The 14,976-nt window shown below is 70.5% G+C and carries 12 protein-coding genes; 8 read left to right on the top strand and 4 right to left on the bottom strand.

Features of this window, described 5'->3' with window-relative positions; all coding sequences use genetic code 11:
* Window positions 1–86 precede the first annotated feature (86 nt).
* The 8 genes from ABD256_RS29015 (at window position 87) to ABD256_RS28980 (ending at window position 9,594) form a co-directional block, all read left to right on the top strand.
* Window positions 87–1,820: a serine/threonine-protein kinase gene (locus ABD256_RS29015; RefSeq protein ID WP_344425855.1), complete on the top strand. Its 1,734-nt coding sequence runs from the start codon at window positions 87–89 to the stop codon at window positions 1,818–1,820.
* Window positions 1,821–1,842: 22 nt separating this feature from the next.
* On the top strand, window positions 1,843–2,655 hold the full coding sequence (locus ABD256_RS29010) for a purine-nucleoside phosphorylase (RefSeq protein ID WP_344425853.1): 813 nt from the start codon (window positions 1,843–1,845) through the stop codon (window positions 2,653–2,655).
* Between the two features lie 108 nt (window positions 2,656–2,763).
* The gene (locus ABD256_RS29005) at window positions 2,764–4,410 is read left to right on the top strand and encodes a phospho-sugar mutase (protein ID WP_344425850.1); all 1,647 of its coding nucleotides are present in this window, start codon (window positions 2,764–2,766) and stop codon (window positions 4,408–4,410) included.
* Between the two features lie 1,016 nt (window positions 4,411–5,426).
* Window positions 5,427–5,879 carry a flavodoxin family protein gene (locus ABD256_RS29000; protein ID WP_344425847.1) on the top strand — a complete coding sequence of 151 codons (453 nt, stop codon included), beginning with the start codon at window positions 5,427–5,429 and terminating at the stop codon, window positions 5,877–5,879.
* A 446-nt stretch (window positions 5,880–6,325) separates the two neighbouring features.
* Window positions 6,326–6,748 (top strand): XRE family transcriptional regulator, encoded by a 423-nt coding sequence (locus tag ABD256_RS28995; RefSeq protein ID WP_344425844.1) that lies wholly within the window; start codon window positions 6,326–6,328, stop codon window positions 6,746–6,748.
* Window positions 6,749–6,753: 5 nt separating this feature from the next.
* On the top strand, window positions 6,754–7,275 hold the full coding sequence (locus ABD256_RS28990) for a hypothetical protein (RefSeq protein ID WP_344425841.1): 522 nt from the start codon (window positions 6,754–6,756) through the stop codon (window positions 7,273–7,275).
* On the top strand, window positions 7,272–8,393 hold the full coding sequence (locus tag ABD256_RS28985) for an MAB_1171c family putative transporter (RefSeq protein ID WP_344425838.1): 1,122 nt from the start codon (window positions 7,272–7,274) through the stop codon (window positions 8,391–8,393). The genes ABD256_RS28990 and ABD256_RS28985 overlap by 4 nt, the downstream gene beginning before the upstream one ends.
* Before the next feature lie 16 nt (window positions 8,394–8,409).
* Entirely contained in the window at window positions 8,410–9,594 is a 1,185-nt protein-coding gene (locus ABD256_RS28980; protein ID WP_344425834.1) for an amidohydrolase family protein, read from the top strand.
* Window positions 9,595–9,601: 7 nt separating this feature from the next.
* Here the strand turns inward: ABD256_RS28980 and ABD256_RS28975 are convergent, their stop codons facing one another.
* From ABD256_RS28975 to ABD256_RS28960, 4 genes are all read right to left on the bottom strand, one after another.
* On the bottom strand, window positions 9,602–10,885 hold the full coding sequence (locus ABD256_RS28975) for a ferredoxin reductase domain-containing protein (protein ID WP_344425832.1): 1,284 nt from the start codon (window positions 10,883–10,885) through the stop codon (window positions 9,602–9,604).
* Between the two features lie 195 nt (window positions 10,886–11,080).
* Window positions 11,081–11,749 (bottom strand): class I SAM-dependent DNA methyltransferase, encoded by a 669-nt coding sequence (locus tag ABD256_RS28970; RefSeq protein WP_344425829.1) that lies wholly within the window; start codon window positions 11,747–11,749, stop codon window positions 11,081–11,083.
* A gap of 773 nt (window positions 11,750–12,522) precedes the next feature.
* Window positions 12,523–13,785, bottom strand: a complete 1,263-nt coding sequence (gene hisS, locus ABD256_RS28965; protein WP_344425825.1) for a histidine--tRNA ligase — start codon at window positions 13,783–13,785, stop codon at window positions 12,523–12,525.
* Window positions 13,786–13,971: 186 nt separating this feature from the next.
* On the bottom strand, window positions 13,972–14,970 hold the full coding sequence (locus ABD256_RS28960) for an aldo/keto reductase (protein ID WP_344425822.1): 999 nt from the start codon (window positions 14,968–14,970) through the stop codon (window positions 13,972–13,974).
* Window positions 14,971–14,976 lie beyond the last annotated feature (6 nt).

Below are 14,976 nucleotides of genomic sequence, written 5' to 3'. Positions count from 1 at the left end.
ACCGCTATATGACTCCCGTCGCCCTTAGGGGCCCTTATTGCGCGGGGCAGTCCGGTCGGGCTGGGGTCATCCGCAACAATGGGACGATGTCCACCCCCGACGAGGAACCACGCATCGTAGCCGGTCGTTACCGCCTGCGCTCGGTGCTCGGATCCGGGGCGATGGGCACCGTGTGGGCGGCCTACGACGAGTTCCTCCAGCGCATGGTCGCGGTCAAGGAGGTGCGCCTGCCCCCGGGCGTCGCCGCCTCGCAGGCCGACGAACTGCGGGAACGGACGCTGCGCGAGGCGCGCGCGATCGCCGTGCTCTCGCACCCGAACGTGATCATCCTGCACGACGTGGCGCGCGAGGACGGCGACCCGTTCGTGGTGATGGAGCTGCTGCCGTCGCACAGCCTCGCCGAGTTGCTGCGCGATCACGGGCCGCTCGACGTCGAGCAGGCGGCCGCGATGGCCGACGCGGTGGCCGCCGCGCTGGAGGCCGCGCACGCCGCCGGGATCACGCACCGCGACGTCAAGCCGGGCAACGTGCTGATCTCGAACGACGGCAGGATCAAGCTCACCGACTTCGGAATCGCGCGCAACGTCTCCGAGGCCACCATGACGCGGACCGGCATGATGCTCGGCTCGCCCGCCTACATCGCGCCCGAGGTCGCCTCCGGCCGCGCGGTCACCCCGTCGGCCGATCTGTGGGGCCTCGGCGCGACGCTGTTCGCCGCCGTCGAAGGCTCCCCGCCCTACGACGCGGACGGCGACCCGCTGGAGACCGTCGGCAAGGTCGTGCACGGCGAGGTGCCGAAACCGTCCCCCGGCCCGCTTTCGAAGATCATCGAAGGCCTGATGGCGAAGGAGCCGCGGGACCGGATCTCGCTGGCCGAAGCCCGCCACCGCCTTTACCCGCTGTACACGAAGGCCGCGCACGCGCTGTTCCCGCCGGAGCTGTTCGCCTCGCCTGCCGGGCAGAAGGCGAGCGACCGCCCCGACGTCACGGACACGCAGGTCATCCCCGCGCCGAAGGCACCCTCCCCGGCTGCTTCTTCGAACGGCGGCGCGGAGAAGAGCACCGAGCTGGCCGCCGACCCCGGCCCGCTGCCGTTCATGACCGCGGACCGCCCGACGGTGGTGCCCCAGCCGATCCAGCAGGCGCAGCCCCGGCGGCCGCTCGCGAGCGTCGCGATCACCGTCACGGCGGTCGTGCTGTTCCTGGTCGCCACGGCGGGCGGGTTCGTCGCGGCGAGGACGATCGGCGGCGAGCAGATCAGCCCGCCGCCGAAGGTGGACACCACGCTGCCCGTCGCGGCGCCGCCCGTGCAGCTCGAACAGCGCAAGGGCGAGACGACCACGCTCAGGGGCCAGAAGGGCAGCGAGTTCACCGTCCTGCTGCCGCGTGAGTGGGCGCAGTTCACCACCCAGCAGGAGGGCGACGGGCTGCCGCCGAGCTCGCTCATCCAGTTCGTCTCGCCGCGGGGCGACCAGGTGTTCAGCGCCGAGCGGTTCCCCGACTACTTCCCCAAGGGCTCGATCGAGCGGTACCTGAAGGTGCTGCCGTCGAACAAGGACTTCAAGCTCGTCAACCCGCCGGAACCGCTCTCCGGCCAGGAAGGCCTCGCGTTCACCTACCGCACCGTCGAATGGGGCAGCGGCGGGCGGGGCGCCAAGCCGACCGGGCAGGCCAGCATCGGCAGGACCACGTTCGCGCAGGCGTTCCGGCACGGCACCAGCCTCTGGGTGGTCAGCGTCACGGTGCCGACGACGCAGGAGGCCCCGGACGGCGCGGACCTCTCGGCCAGGATCCTGCCCAGCTTCACCATCGCCGACTGAGCGATCGCCTACGCTCACGCGCATGACTGACACAGGGTCCCTGACCGACGAAACCGCCGTGGCTCAGGAAGCCGCGGCGGCCATCGCCGAGCGCACCGGCGCCGGATCGCACGACATCGCGGTCGTGCTCGGCTCCGGCTGGCGCCCCGCCGCCGACGTGCTCGGCGATCCCGAGCACGAGATCCCCCTCGGTGAGCTCCCCGGTTTCGCCACCCCCGGCGCGGTCGGCCACGGCGGCACCGCCCGCTCCCTGCTCATCGAGGGCAAGCGCACGCTCGTGCTGCTCGGCCGCACGCACCTGTACGAGGGCAAGGGCATCGAGCGAACCGTCCACAATGTACGGACAGCGGCGGCGACCGGGGCGTCGGCCGTGCTGCTGACCAACGCGGCAGGCGGCCTCCGCGAGGGCATGCGCGTCGGGCAGCCGGTGCTGATCTCCGACCACCTGAACCTGACCGCCCGCTCCCCCATCACCGGCGCGAACTTCGTCGACCTGACCGATCTCTACTCGGCCCGGCTGCGCGGCATCGCGCGCGAGATCGACCCGGACCTCGAAGACGGCGTCTACGCGGGCCTGCCGGGGCCCCATTTCGAGACCCCGGCCGAGATCCGCATGCTGCGCGCGATGGGCGCGGACCTGGTCGGCATGTCGACCGTGCTGGAGGCGATCGCCGCACGCGCCGCCGGCGTCGAGGTGTTCGGGCTCTCGCTCGTCACCAACCTCGCCGCGGGCATGACCGGAGAACCCCTCAACCACGAAGAGGTCCTCGAAGCGGGCCGTGCCTCCGCGACGAAGATGGGCACGCTCCTTCGCGACCTCGTCGGCAGGGCCTGAACGAACCCGGAGTTGCCGGGATCGGCCAGCGCGACGCCGAACTCCGCGGCGGTCGCCGTTTCGCCAGCACGGGAAAGAACCGGGCGCCAGGCACCGTAAAGTGGCGAGGTGACCACGCCAGGGAAACTGACCACGGAACTGCGCGACAAGGCGTTCCGCTGGATCGCCGACGACGTCGAAGACGGTGCGCGCGCCGAACTCCAGCAGGTGCTGGCCAACGCGATGGGCGGCGCGCCGGGCGCGGTGGAAGAACTGGCCGACCGGATGGCGGGGCCGCTCGAGTTCGGCACCGCGGGCCTGCGCGGCCCGGTGCGCGCGGGGCCGAACGGGATGAACACCGCGGTGGTCACGCGCACCACGGCCGGCGTCGCGACCTGGCTCACGGCGAGCGGGCACGCCGGGCGCACGGTCGTGGTGGGGCGCGACGCGCGGCACGGCTCGGCGGCGTTCGCCACCGCCGCGGCCGAGGTGCTCGCCGCGGCGGGGTTCGCGGTGCGGGTGCTGCCCGGCCCGCTGCCGACCCCGGTACTGGCCTTCGCGGTGTCCGAACTCGGTGCGGCGGCGGGCATCCAGGTCACCGCGTCGCACAATCCGCCGCAGGACAACGGGTACAAGCTCTACGACGAGACCGGCGCGCAGATCGTGCCGCCGGCCGACCACGCCATCGAGGCCGCGATCAAGGCGGCGCCCGCCGCGATTTCCGTGCCACGTCACCCCGTTCCGCCGTCACTGTCCGACGAGGTGCTCGACGCGTACCTCGCGAAGGTCGCCGCGCTGCCCGTCGGTACCTCGCGGGATCTTCGCGTCGCGGCGACGGCGCTGCACGGGGTCGGCGCGGACGTGCTGACGAAGGCGCTGAACCGCGCGGGGTTCACCGACGTGCACCTCGTCGACGAGCAGTCCACACCCGATCCGGACTTTCCGACCGTCTCGTTCCCGAACCCGGAGGAGCCCGGCGCCACCGACCTGGTGCTGGCACTGGCTTCCCGGGTGGAAGCGGACCTGGCGATCGCGCTCGACCCGGACGCCGACCGGTGCGCGATCGGCGTCCGCGAACCCGGTGGCGCGTGGCGGATGCTCCGCGGCGACGAGACCGGGGTCCTGCTCGGCGCGCATATACTGTCCACAAAGGATTTTCCGGACCCGTTGGTGGCCACCACGATCGTCTCCTCGTCCATGCTCGGCGAGGTCGCGAAGGCGGCGGGCGCCCGGTACGCGGAGACGCTCACCGGGTTCAAATGGCTCGTGCGCGCCGGCGACGGGCTGGTGTTCGCCTACGAAGAGGCACTCGGACTGTGCGTCAACCCGGATTTCGTGCGGGACAAGGACGGTATCGCCGCCGCCGTCGCCGCGTGCGATCTCGCCGCGACGCTGAAAGCCGCCGGGCGGTCGCCGCTGGACTCGCTCGACGAGCTTTCGACCCGGCACGGCGTCCACCTGACGGACCAGGTTTCGCTGCGGGTCACCGATCTGAAGGTGCGGGCGAAGCTGATGGCGAGCCTGCGCGCCGAGCCGCCCGCGACGCTGGCCGGAACCGGGGTGGCGGCAGAGGACCTGCTGCCGGACGCCGACGTGCTGCGGCTGAGCGGCGGCGGGCTGCGCGTGGTGATCCGGCCGTCGGGAACCGAACCGAAGCTGAAGTCGTACCTGCAGGTCGTGGAACCGGTGGCGGGCGACCTCGCCGCCGCGCGCACGGCCGCGCGCGCCAAGCTCGCCGCCCTGCGCACCGACGTCGAAGCCCTGCTGACCGAGTAGAGCCGCCTGCCCCGAACTCCGCTCTCGCACTGCCCAACGAGGTTCCCGCATGCCCTGAAGGTGACCTTCAGGGCATGAGCAGCCTCGCCCGCACATCCCCGAGGGTGGGAAAAGTGGCGTCAGAGTCCCCGAAGGCCACCTTGATGTGTGCGCGTCGGTTCCGGTGAGGTGGGTGGCGGATGCGTGGAGCCGTCGGGGGGCTTGGTCCCTGAAGGGCGCCTTCGGGGAATCTGACGCCGCGATCTCGCCCCTCACGGCGTGCGGCGTGGTGGTGCTGATGCCCTGAAGGTGACCTTCGCGGCGTCAGATTCCCTCAAGGGCACCTTCAGGGCATGCGCCCTGGAGCGGAGCAGCCCCGGTGAAAGGCCGCATCCGCGGCATGCACATCCCTGAAGGCCCCTGCAGGAGCCTTCAGCGCGGACGGGGGAAAGAGGCGCGGGCGACGAAATCCCAGCGCATGCCCTGAAGGTCACCCTCGCGGCGTCAGATTCCCCGAAGAGCACCTTCAGGGCATGCGCAGCGGACCTCACCTCGGCCTCTATAGGAGCATCCTTCAGGGCATGCGACTTTCCGAGAAGCCCCGAAGCGCTGCCCTGCGCACCGACATCGAAGCCCTGCTGACCGAGTAGCCCCATGCCCCGAAGGGAGCCTTGAGGGAATCTGACGCCGCGAAGGCTCCCATCAGGGCATCAGCACCACCACGCCCGCGCGCCGCGAAGGCCGAGTACGAGACGTCAGATTCCCCGAAGGCGTCCTTCAGGGGCGATGGGCGCGGGCGGGCGCACCAGAGGAGGAGGAGGAGGAGGAGGAAAACACGCATGCCGCCCCGGCCCCTTCGGCCGCGAAGCACGTGGAGACGAGGTCAGCATTCCACCCGAGCCCTTCAGTGACCTGCGAGGTCACGCTCCTCCGCACGCTGCCGCGCCCTATTCACATCTCAGGGACGGCGCGGCAGGGGCCGGGCACGGCGGAATCCCCCTTGCGGGCCAACGGGCGGCGCGAGAGGCTCGGGCACCGTGGCGAAACTGTTGATCGTGCACCACACGCCGTCGCCGTCGACGCAGGCGATGTTCGAGGCCGTCGTCTCCGGCGCGACGACCGACGAGATCGAAGGGGTCGAGGTGGTCCGCCGGGCCGCGCTGGCCGCGACGGTGCCCGACGTGCTGGACGCGGACGGCTACCTGCTGGGCACCCCGGCGAACCTCGGCTACATGAGCGGCGCGCTGAAGCACTTCTTCGACCAGGTGTACTACCCGTGCCTCGACGCCGCGAAGGGCAGGCCGTTCGGGTTCTACGTGCACGGCAGCTCCGACGTCGCCGGGACGGTGCGCGGGATCGAATCGATCACGACGGGGCTCGGCTGGCAGAAGGCGGCGGAGGCGGTGCTGGTGACCGGCGATCCCGGCAAGGCCGAGCTGGCGGCCTGCTGGGAACTGGGTGCGACCGTGGCCGCGGGGTTGATGACCTGAGATTAAAGGGGCCTGTCACCGGAAGCCCTGGGGGTCGACCTCCGGCGACAGGCCAAGCCGAGGGAGCTGGGCTCAACCCCGACACCGAGAGTCTACTACATCCAGGCGCGCGGTGGGTGGACGAGTTATCGCACAACGGCGTGGTTTTACTGGTCAAGCCGCCATTCGAGTGACCAAAGTCACTTCGAATGCGGCCTCTCGCCTCGACTCCGGACACCCCCAGCACCCGGACTCGAGACGAGAGGCCGCGCAGCGGTGAGCGAATGCCCGTACTGTAAACCACTGCATACGCATGCTGTCAACAGATGCGTACAGACGTTCGGGCGCTAGACTCGTCCGACGGGAACGGCGGAGCGTGAGCCGGGGGCTGCCGCGAGTGGCAGTCACGCAGCACCGCACATGGGGCCGGCCCGGGGGCTGGTGTCCGGCAAGACACTGGAGGCGGCGTGACCCGGCGAAGAACTTTCGCCCAGAAGCTGAGCACTCTCATCGAGGGTGCCAGGGCATCGGGTGGCGTACCGCACAGCTACCGCGAGCTGTCCTCCGCCATCGACGAGACGGGCGGGCCCGCGATGTCGCCCGCCTACATCCAGCAACTCGCCACCGGCAAGCGGATCAACCCCAAGATCCACTACGTCGAAGCGCTGGCCAAGCTGTTCGACGTCCCGGTCGCCTACTTCTTCGACGACCAGGTGGCCGAGGAGGTCGACCGCGGCGAGGCACCGCGCGCCGACGGCGCGGGCGAAGCCCGGCTGATGGCGATGCGCGCCCAGGAGTTGTCTCCGGAGGGCCGCCGCCAGATTATGGATCTACTCGAACTCGTGGAACGATACGAACGGACAGATCGGGACAAACCGACCGGAAACTGAGCTACATGAAGGAACGCGAACTGCGCCGGCGGTGTCGCCGCCTCCTCAAACAGCTCCACATCGAACCCCCGCTCGATGTCCCCGAGCTCTGCGAACGCCTCGGCGCGCAGCGCGGCAAGCCGATCCGGCTGATGCCCTACCCGCTCGAGGTGCCGGGGCCGTTCGGCTGCTGGATCGCCACCGCGGGCGCGGACTACGTCTTCTTCCAGCAGGAGACCACCCGGTCCCACCAGGACCACATCATCCTGCACGAACTGGGCCACATCCTCGCCGACCACCACGCGATGGGCGACGCGGAGCCGGACGACTTCCTCCCCGGCCTGCCACCGGACATCGACGGCGACGCCGTCCGCAGGGCGCTTCGCCGGACCTCCTACGACGAAGCGCACGAGTGGGAGGCCGAAACGGTCGCCACGATCATCCTGGAATGGGCGTCGGTGCTGAACTACACGATCCCGAAGGCCGCGGGCGACCACGACCTCCGCCGCATCCAGGACGCGCTCGGCGATCGCCAGGGCTGGCTGTGACCGCTTTCCTGAACCCGCTCAACATCGGCGCGGCACTGCTCTTCGCGGCCGCGCTCGGCTGGCGGATCCACCTGCTCGCGCGGGCGCCGCGATCGCTGCCGAACTGGGCGGTCACGATCACCATCACGTGCGTCGCGATCAGCTTCCTGTTCCAGCAGCAGGCGATCGACGACGCCGTCGACGGCGTGCTGGGACACGGCGCGGGCAGGCTGCTCAACAACGCGCTGCTCGCGGCCGGGCTGTGTGCGCTGCTGGTCTTCTTCGTCGGCGCGACGGTCGACACCCGCCCGCACCGGCGGGCCGCGTTCGAACTGCTCCCGCTGGCCGCGGATCTCGTGCTGATGGTCGTCGCGACGGCGATCACCCCGGTCGAGGTCCGCGGGATGAGCCTGAACCCGGCGCGCGTGCACATCCCCGGTATCGCGCTGTTCTACCTCGGCGCCGGGCTGTACATGATCTACGGCCTGAGCGCGTGCGTGCGGTGGATGCTGCGGTACCTGCGCGACGCGGACCGCAACCTGCGCTCGGGGCTCCGGCTGGGCGCGATCGGGCTCGGCTGCGCGGCGGCGGGCAGCGTGCTACGCGCGCTGTACATCGTGGTGGCGTGGGCGTTCGGGCCGTCGTGGCGGATCCTGCTGCAGCTCGGGGTGCCGCTGGTGATCGTCGGCACCGCGCTGTTCCTCGCCGGGATCTGCTACCCGGGCCTGCGCGCCAGGGTGTCCGCGCTGGCACGGCGGCGGCGCCACCGCCGCGAATACCGCGAGCTGAGTCCGTTGTGGACGTTGATGTCGCGGTCGTTCCCCACCGTCGTGCTCAGGACGGGCCGCGGCCGCCGGCTCGACTGGCTCCGCCCGCAGCACGTGCACCGCCAGTACTACCGCCGCGTGATCGAGATCCGGGACGGTCTCGTGCAGCTCAGCCCGTTCCTCGGCACCGACCTGACCGCGCTCGCCGCCGAGAACCCGCGCGGCGCGGCGGCCGAGCTGGAGGCCGCGCTCGCACGGCGCGAAGCGGGCGAGAAGAGCGACGGCAAGGCCAAGCTCGTACTGCCCGGCGGCGCGAGCGACCTCGAAGCCGACGTGAAACCCTTGCTCGCGCTCGCCCGCGCGGTGGGCTGAACCCGGAAGGTGGTCTATGACGGCCGAGGAAACCGTGCTCACGGCGCGGCAGGTGCTGCCGGAACCGTCGGCTCCGATCCGGGACGGGGCGGTGCTGGTCCGCGGCGAATCGGTGGTCGCCGTCGGCGCGCGGGCCGACGTGCTGGCGCAGGCTTCGCCGGACGCGGTACACCACGACTTCGGCGACGCGACCGTGCTGCCCGGCCTGGTCAACTGCCACGTCCACCTCGCGTTCGACGCGGGGAAGGATCCCGTCGGCACGCTCGCGGAAACGAGCGGGGACGCCCTGATCGCGGGTGGCATCGAACGCGCGCGACAACTTCTCCGCAGTGGCGTCACCACGGTGCGGGACCTCGGCGACCGTGACGGTCTCGCGTTCGCCGTACGGGCGCGGGCGGACGAGACACTCCCGCGGATCCTCGCGGCGGGCGCGCCGATCACGGTGCCGGGTGGGCACTGCCACTTCTTCGGCGGCGAGACCACCGGCGACGACGAGATCCGCGCGCTCGTCGACGCGAACGCCGCGGCGGGCGCCGACGTGATCAAGGTGATGGCGAGCGGCGGCCAGATGACGCCGGGCGGCGCGAACATGTGGGAGTCGCAGTTCGACGCGCGGCAGCTCGGCGTGCTCGTCGAGCACGCCGGGCGGCACGGGCTGCCGGTGGCGGCGCACGCGCACGGCGCCGACGCGATCGAAGCCTCCGTCGAAGCCGGGGTCAGCACGATCGAGCACTGCACGTGGATGGTCGCGCCGCAGCAGACGGACCTGCGCGAGCACGTTGCGAAGAAGATGGCCGAGCGGGGCATCGCGGCCTGCTCGACGAGCAGCCCGAACTGGCGGATGATGCGCGACCGGATGGGGCCCGAGATCGCGAAGAAGGTCTACGGCAGGCTGACCTGGATGGACGGGCTCGGCGTCACGCTCATCGCGGGCACCGACGCCGGCCTGCCCGGTTCGGTGTTCGACAACCCCGTCGGCGGGCTCGAACTGTACGAATGGCTCGGCTTTTCGCGCACCAGGATCCTCGAAATCGCGACCGTCGACAGCGCGCGCGTGCTCGGGCTCGGCGAGGTGACCGGCAGGCTCGCCGCGGGCTACAGCGCCGACCTGCTCGTCGTCGACGGCGACCCGCTGAAGGCATTGAGCGCCCTGCACGACGTCCGCCTGGTCATGGCCCGTGGCCTGCAGTTAGCGGGCTAAACGTCGTTCAGGAGTCCCAGATCGCGCCGTAGGCGGCGACGCCGGAAGCCTCCATCCCGCCGACCACCGCCCAGGTCAGCTTCTTGTTCGAAACGCAGATGACCGCCTCCGCGCCGAACTCCGCCTGGCACTGCTCGACCAGCCGCACGGTGTCCGGCTTCCCGTGGCGAGTGGTGTCCCAGACGACCGCGTCGGCATCGAGGCCCCGGACGCGCGCGGTCAGCTCCTCGCCGTAGGTGGCCAGCGGGTCACGAGTCACCCACAGCACGCGGAACGGCATGGTGCGCCTGGTCATGACGGTCATCAGCGGGCCGATGCCGCTGCCCGTGGCGACGAACAGGACGCGCGGGAACAGCGCTTCCACCGAACCCATCCCGGCGGTCGCGCCGCCCTTGAGCCAGATGTGGTCCGGCGGGTCGTCGATGAACCGGGAGGTCCAGTCGCCCGCGCGGGAAACGATCACCTCGCCGCGGCCTTCGGTACCGGAACCGACGATCGCGAACGGATGCCACTCGCGCCACGGCGCTCTGCTGAACGCGATCGCCGAACCGAGCGGCACCCAATTCGGATGCGGGAATCGCACCGCGGCCGCATGCCGGGAAAGCCGTTCGACCACGATCGGCACGCGCCGCAAAGAAAGCCACGGCAGTGCGGCGCTCAACGCCACGAGCGCGACCACGACGAGGCGCCACGAAAATCCCACGCGCGCGATCGCGGCGGCAAAAACGTCGGCGACCATGAGAACGAGCAGCGTCCAGCCGATCCAGCGATGCGTCCGCTCGAACAAGTCGTGCCACCGCTCGCGCACCGGGCGGGTGGCCGCCGCGGTCATCACCACCAGCCCGGCCGCGATGACCGCGGACAGGATCAGCGACGAGGGCGCTTTCCGCCCATGCTCCACTTCGGACACCGAGCCGATCGTGGCGACGACGTACCAGAGGACGCCGCAGGTGGCGGCGCCGACGTGGATACCGCCGAAGTGCGACACCTTCCCGGCGGCCCACCGGACGGGGTACGGCCAGCTCAACGGCACCCGCAGCACGGCACGGAACAGGGCGTTCACCACCAGGCGCTGCCGGATGAGCACCGCGACCGCGAGGTTCACCAGGGCGAGATCGGCCGGGTCGGGCAGCGGGTCGGATGCCAGCACGACAAGGGCGTTGACCACGCAGACGAAAGCGCCGAGCCGGACATAAGGACTCACCGCGGGATGTTTCAGCAGCACGCGCAGCCGCGCATTCCGCCGCCGCGGACGCCACTCGGTGGCGGCCAGCGCGGCGGGCGAAGACATGGGCGAACTCCTTGCGGGATACGAACGTGCCACCCATTTTCATGACCGTTCGCCCATGTCCCCGCGATACTGCCCGGATAGCCCCGATTGATTATCCGCCGGTACTTGGCCGCTTTTCCCGTTGTCGCCGAAAGTAATCGGCAAACAACCGAATGCCCTCAATACACCGTTATTGAACCAACGGTGACGACACGATCACCGGGTCTCGGTTTGTCCACTTTGGCCGGATACGGCGCGCAGCAGGAGATGGCCCCGGCGGAGCTTCCGCTCCTCCTCCCCCGGCGCACGCAGCATCCGGCCGACTTCGGTGAACCCGGCCTCGTGCGCCAGGTCGCGGATCTCGTCGATCGGCCAGCGGTACGCCGTGGTCACCTTGTGGTCGAACGGCTCGACCTTGCCGTCCTCCGACTCGAAGAAGGCGATCAGCAGGTGCCCGTCCGCCGCCAGCACCCGGCGGAACTCGGCGAAGTACTTCGGCAGCTCCGTGGGCAGGGCATGGATGACGGAGTACCACGAGACGATGCCCACGAGCGCGCCGTCGGCGAGGTCGAGCGCGTCCATCGAACCGACCTCGAAGCGCGGGCCGGGGTAGTGCGCGCGGGCGATGTCGATCATCTCCGGCGTGAGATCGACGCCGAGCACGTCGAGCCCCATCCCGGTCAGCATGGCCGACATTTGCCCTGGACCGCACCCGAGATCGCCGGTGAGCCCGGCGGCGGGCCGCACCAGGTCGGCGAAGGCGCCGATCATGGCCCGGTCCAGTGGCAGGGAATCCATGTCGTCGCGGGCCAGGTCGAAGTAGAGATCGGCGACGGCGCCATAAGCCCCGGCTGTCACGTTCAGATGGGATGAGGTCTCAGTCACAGCCGCGAGGTTAGCCCCGGGCACCGACACTTATGCCGTGCTGGCCACCGTGATGATGTGTGCGCGTCGATTCCGGTGAGATGGGTGGCGGGGCTTGGTCCCTGAAGGTGACCTTCGGGGCATCTGACGCCCCAATCCCGCCCCTCACGGCGCACGGCACGGCGCACGGCACGACGCACGGCACGGCAATGCCCATGCCCTGGCTCGTAAATAAGCAGATTCGCCGGGCACAGCAGGATCGCCCCTCCAGCGGAGGCGCGCCCCTATTTTCACCCCTGGCAGGACGTCCCCAGGGGACACAGATGACTGAAGGTCGCCTTCGGGGAATCTGACGCCGCGAACTCACCCTTCGTGGCGGGGAGCTTGCCGGGGCTGATGCCCTGAAGGTGCCCTTCACGGCATCACATTCCCTCAAGGGCACCTTCAGGGCACGCGGCCCGAGCAGGGCAGGCCCCGCGAAGGCCACATCCGCGACACTCACGCCGCTGAAGGCCCCCTGCAGGGCACCAGCACGGAAACGAGAAAGAGCCGCGAAATCCCAGCCCATTCCCCCAAGGGCACCTTCAGGGAATCTGACGCCCCAATCCCGCCCCTCACGGCACACGGCACGCCCAAGCCCCCAAGCCCCCAAGGGCACCTTCAGGGTATGCGCAACGAACCTTGCACCCGGCCTCTAAAGGAGCATCCTTCACCGCACTGGATGCCGCGAAGGCCACCATGACGGCATCCAGCGCCGTCGTGGTGGCCTTCGGGGACAACGGAAAGCGCGGAGGTCAGGACTTGCCGAGCGGGCGGACTTCGCCGGGATCCTGATCCGCCTTCAGGGAAAGGAAACCGGTGAAGCCCCAGCCTTCCAGCCTGGTGAGCTGAGCCGGGAACTTGCCGCCGCGCTTCACCGCGGACACCACCCCGCCGCGCTCTTCCCGAAGCCGCCGCGCCACGGCAAGCGCTTGCGGCACCGGGACATCCGCCTCGTACAGCACGGCGACGCGGTCGGCCGGCGGCTCGGCGGCGACGAGGTCCACGATGCGTTCGAAGCCGATCGAGAACCCGCACGCGGGCACGTCGGTGCCGATCGACCGCCCGATCAGCTCGTCGTACCGGCCGCCGCCCGCGATCGAGCCCGCCGCGTCCGGGTGCGTGATCTCGAAGATCTGCCCGGTGTAGTACCCCATCCCCCGCACCAGTGTCGGGTCGAACGCCCACGAGCAGGGCAGCCCCGCGAGGCATTCGGCGGTGGTGGCGAGATCGGTGACGACGTCGGAAGGCAGCCCCGGCACGACGTCGGCGAGCACCGCGGCGACCTTGTCGGCTGGCAGATCAGCCAGCGCCTCGATCTTCTCGCGCGCGGCGCTCGCGACGGACGCGTCGAGGCCGCGGTCACCGGTGAGTTCCGCGGTGACGCCGTCCCAGCCGATCTTGTCGAGCTTGTCGACGGTGACGAAGAACCCGGCGTGCGCGTCCTGCGGCACCCCGGCCGCGGTCGCCAGCGCGGACAGGAAGCGGCGGTCGGAGAGCCGGACGGTGGTGCCGGACAGCCCCACCGCGGCCAGCGCGGCGGTGGTGGCTTCGATCAGTTCCGCCTCGGCGAGCACGCTCGCTTCGCCGATCACGTCGATGTCGCACTGGTGGAACTGCCGGTAGCGGCCCTTCTGCGGACGCTCGGCGCGCCACACCGGCCCGAACTGGAACGACCGGAACGGCTGCGGCAGCTCGGCGCGGTACTGGCTGTAGAACCGGGTGAGCGGCACCGTCAGGTCGTAGCGCAGGCCCATGTCGACCAGGCCGTTGACCTCGGTCTCGGCGGGCAGCCGCTCGTCGAGACCGCGGCGCAGGATGCGGAACAGCAGCTTCTCGTTGTCCCCGCCCTGGCCCGCGGTCAGCCGCTCGATCCGCTCCAGCGCGGGCGTTTCGATGCGCTGGTAGCCGAAGCGGCGGTACACGTCCTGGATGAGGCCGAGCACGCGGTCACGGGTGGCCACACTGGCCGGGAGCAGGTCGCGGGTACCCCTGGCGGGGCTGTTGTCGGTCTTCACGGGAATCCCTCGGTGGTCAGGCGGAACAAGGACGACTGGGGTGGGACGCCACCCTCAATGTCGCCTTCCCTCGCCCGGCTCCGCATCACCGGCGAGGACGTTCACCTGCACAAGTTCGCACCGCACGGGTCCGGATTCTCCCATAGCGGGTGCGGGAGCACGGCCCCCGCACCCGCTATGGGCGCCTCACCGGCCGACGAGCTTCAGGCCCTCTTCGGGATAGCGCGAGCCCGCCACGGCCTCGGCGGGCACGGCCCGCTCGATCGCCGCGAGGTCCTCGTCCGACAGCCGGAGTTCGACGGCGGCGAGGTTCTCTTCGAGGTACTTGCGCCGCTTGGTCCCCGGAATCGGGACGACGTCACCGCCGCGGCCCTGCACCCACGCCAGCGCGAGCTGCCCCGCGGTCACGCCCTTCTCCGCGGCCAGCGCGCGCAACGCCTCGACGATGGCGAGGTTCTTTTCGAGGTTCCCATCCGCGAGCCTCGGCTGCCTGCTCTGCCGGATGTCACCGTCGCCGAAGTCGTCCTTCGAGGTGAACCGCCCGGTCAGGAATCCGCGCCCGAGCGGTGAATACGGGACGATCCCGATGCCGAGCTCGCGGCAGGTCGGCACCACCTCGTCCTCGATGTCGCGCGACCACAGCGACCATTCGGTCTGCACCGCGGTGATCGGGTGCACGGCGTGCGCACGGCGGATCGTCTCCGCACCGGCCTCGGACAGCCCGAGGTACCGCACCTTGCCCTGCTCGACGAGCCCGGCCATCGCCTCGACCGTCTCCTCGATCGGCACCGAGGTGTCGACGCGGTGCTGGTAGTACAGGTCGATGTGGTCAAGCCCGAGCCTCGCCAGCGACAGCTCCGCGGCCTGGCGGACGTACGCCGCGTCGCCGCGGACGCCGCGCTGGTCGGCGTTCTCCGGGTCCCGGACGATGCCGAACTTCGTGGCCAGCACGTAGTCTTCGCGCTTCACGGAGCTTCCCCGAAGCGCCCGGCCGACCAGTTCTTCGTTGCGCCCCATGCCGTACATGTCGGCCGTGTCGAAGAGGGTGACGCCGAGTTCGAGCGCCCGGTGGATCGTGGCGGCCGATTCGGTGTCGTCCCCGGTCCCGTAGAACTCGCTCATGCCCATGCAGCCGAGGCCCTGCGCGCCGACTTCGAGCGCGCCGAGCCGACGGGAGTCAGCCATTTTCCC

This window comes from Amycolatopsis minnesotensis (genome assembly GCF_039529815.1).
In the GTDB taxonomy this organism is placed as follows: Bacteria; Actinomycetota; Actinomycetes; order Mycobacteriales; family Pseudonocardiaceae; genus Amycolatopsis; species Amycolatopsis minnesotensis.
Note: the sequence above shows the minus strand (reverse complement) of the source record. Positions and strands in the feature narration are given on the sequence as shown.

What these genes read in the sequence shown, in the direction of transcription:
- ABD256_RS28975 (WP_344425832.1), bottom strand. Translation starts at nt 10,885, where the DNA reads ATGTCTTCGCCCGCCGCGCTGGCCGCCACCGAGTGGCGTCCGCGGCGG.
- ABD256_RS29015 (WP_344425855.1), top strand. Translation starts at nt 87, where the DNA reads ATGTCCACCCCCGACGAGGAACCACGCATCGTAGCCGGTCGTTACCGC.
- ABD256_RS28990 (WP_344425841.1), top strand. Translation starts at nt 6,754, where the DNA reads ATGAAGGAACGCGAACTGCGCCGGCGGTGTCGCCGCCTCCTCAAACAG.
- ABD256_RS29010 (WP_344425853.1), top strand. Translation starts at nt 1,843, where the DNA reads ATGACTGACACAGGGTCCCTGACCGACGAAACCGCCGTGGCTCAGGAA.
- ABD256_RS28960 (WP_344425822.1), bottom strand. Translation starts at nt 14,970, where the DNA reads ATGGCTGACTCCCGTCGGCTCGGCGCGCTCGAAGTCGGCGCGCAGGGC.
- ABD256_RS28980 (WP_344425834.1), top strand. Translation starts at nt 8,410, where the DNA reads ATGACGGCCGAGGAAACCGTGCTCACGGCGCGGCAGGTGCTGCCGGAA.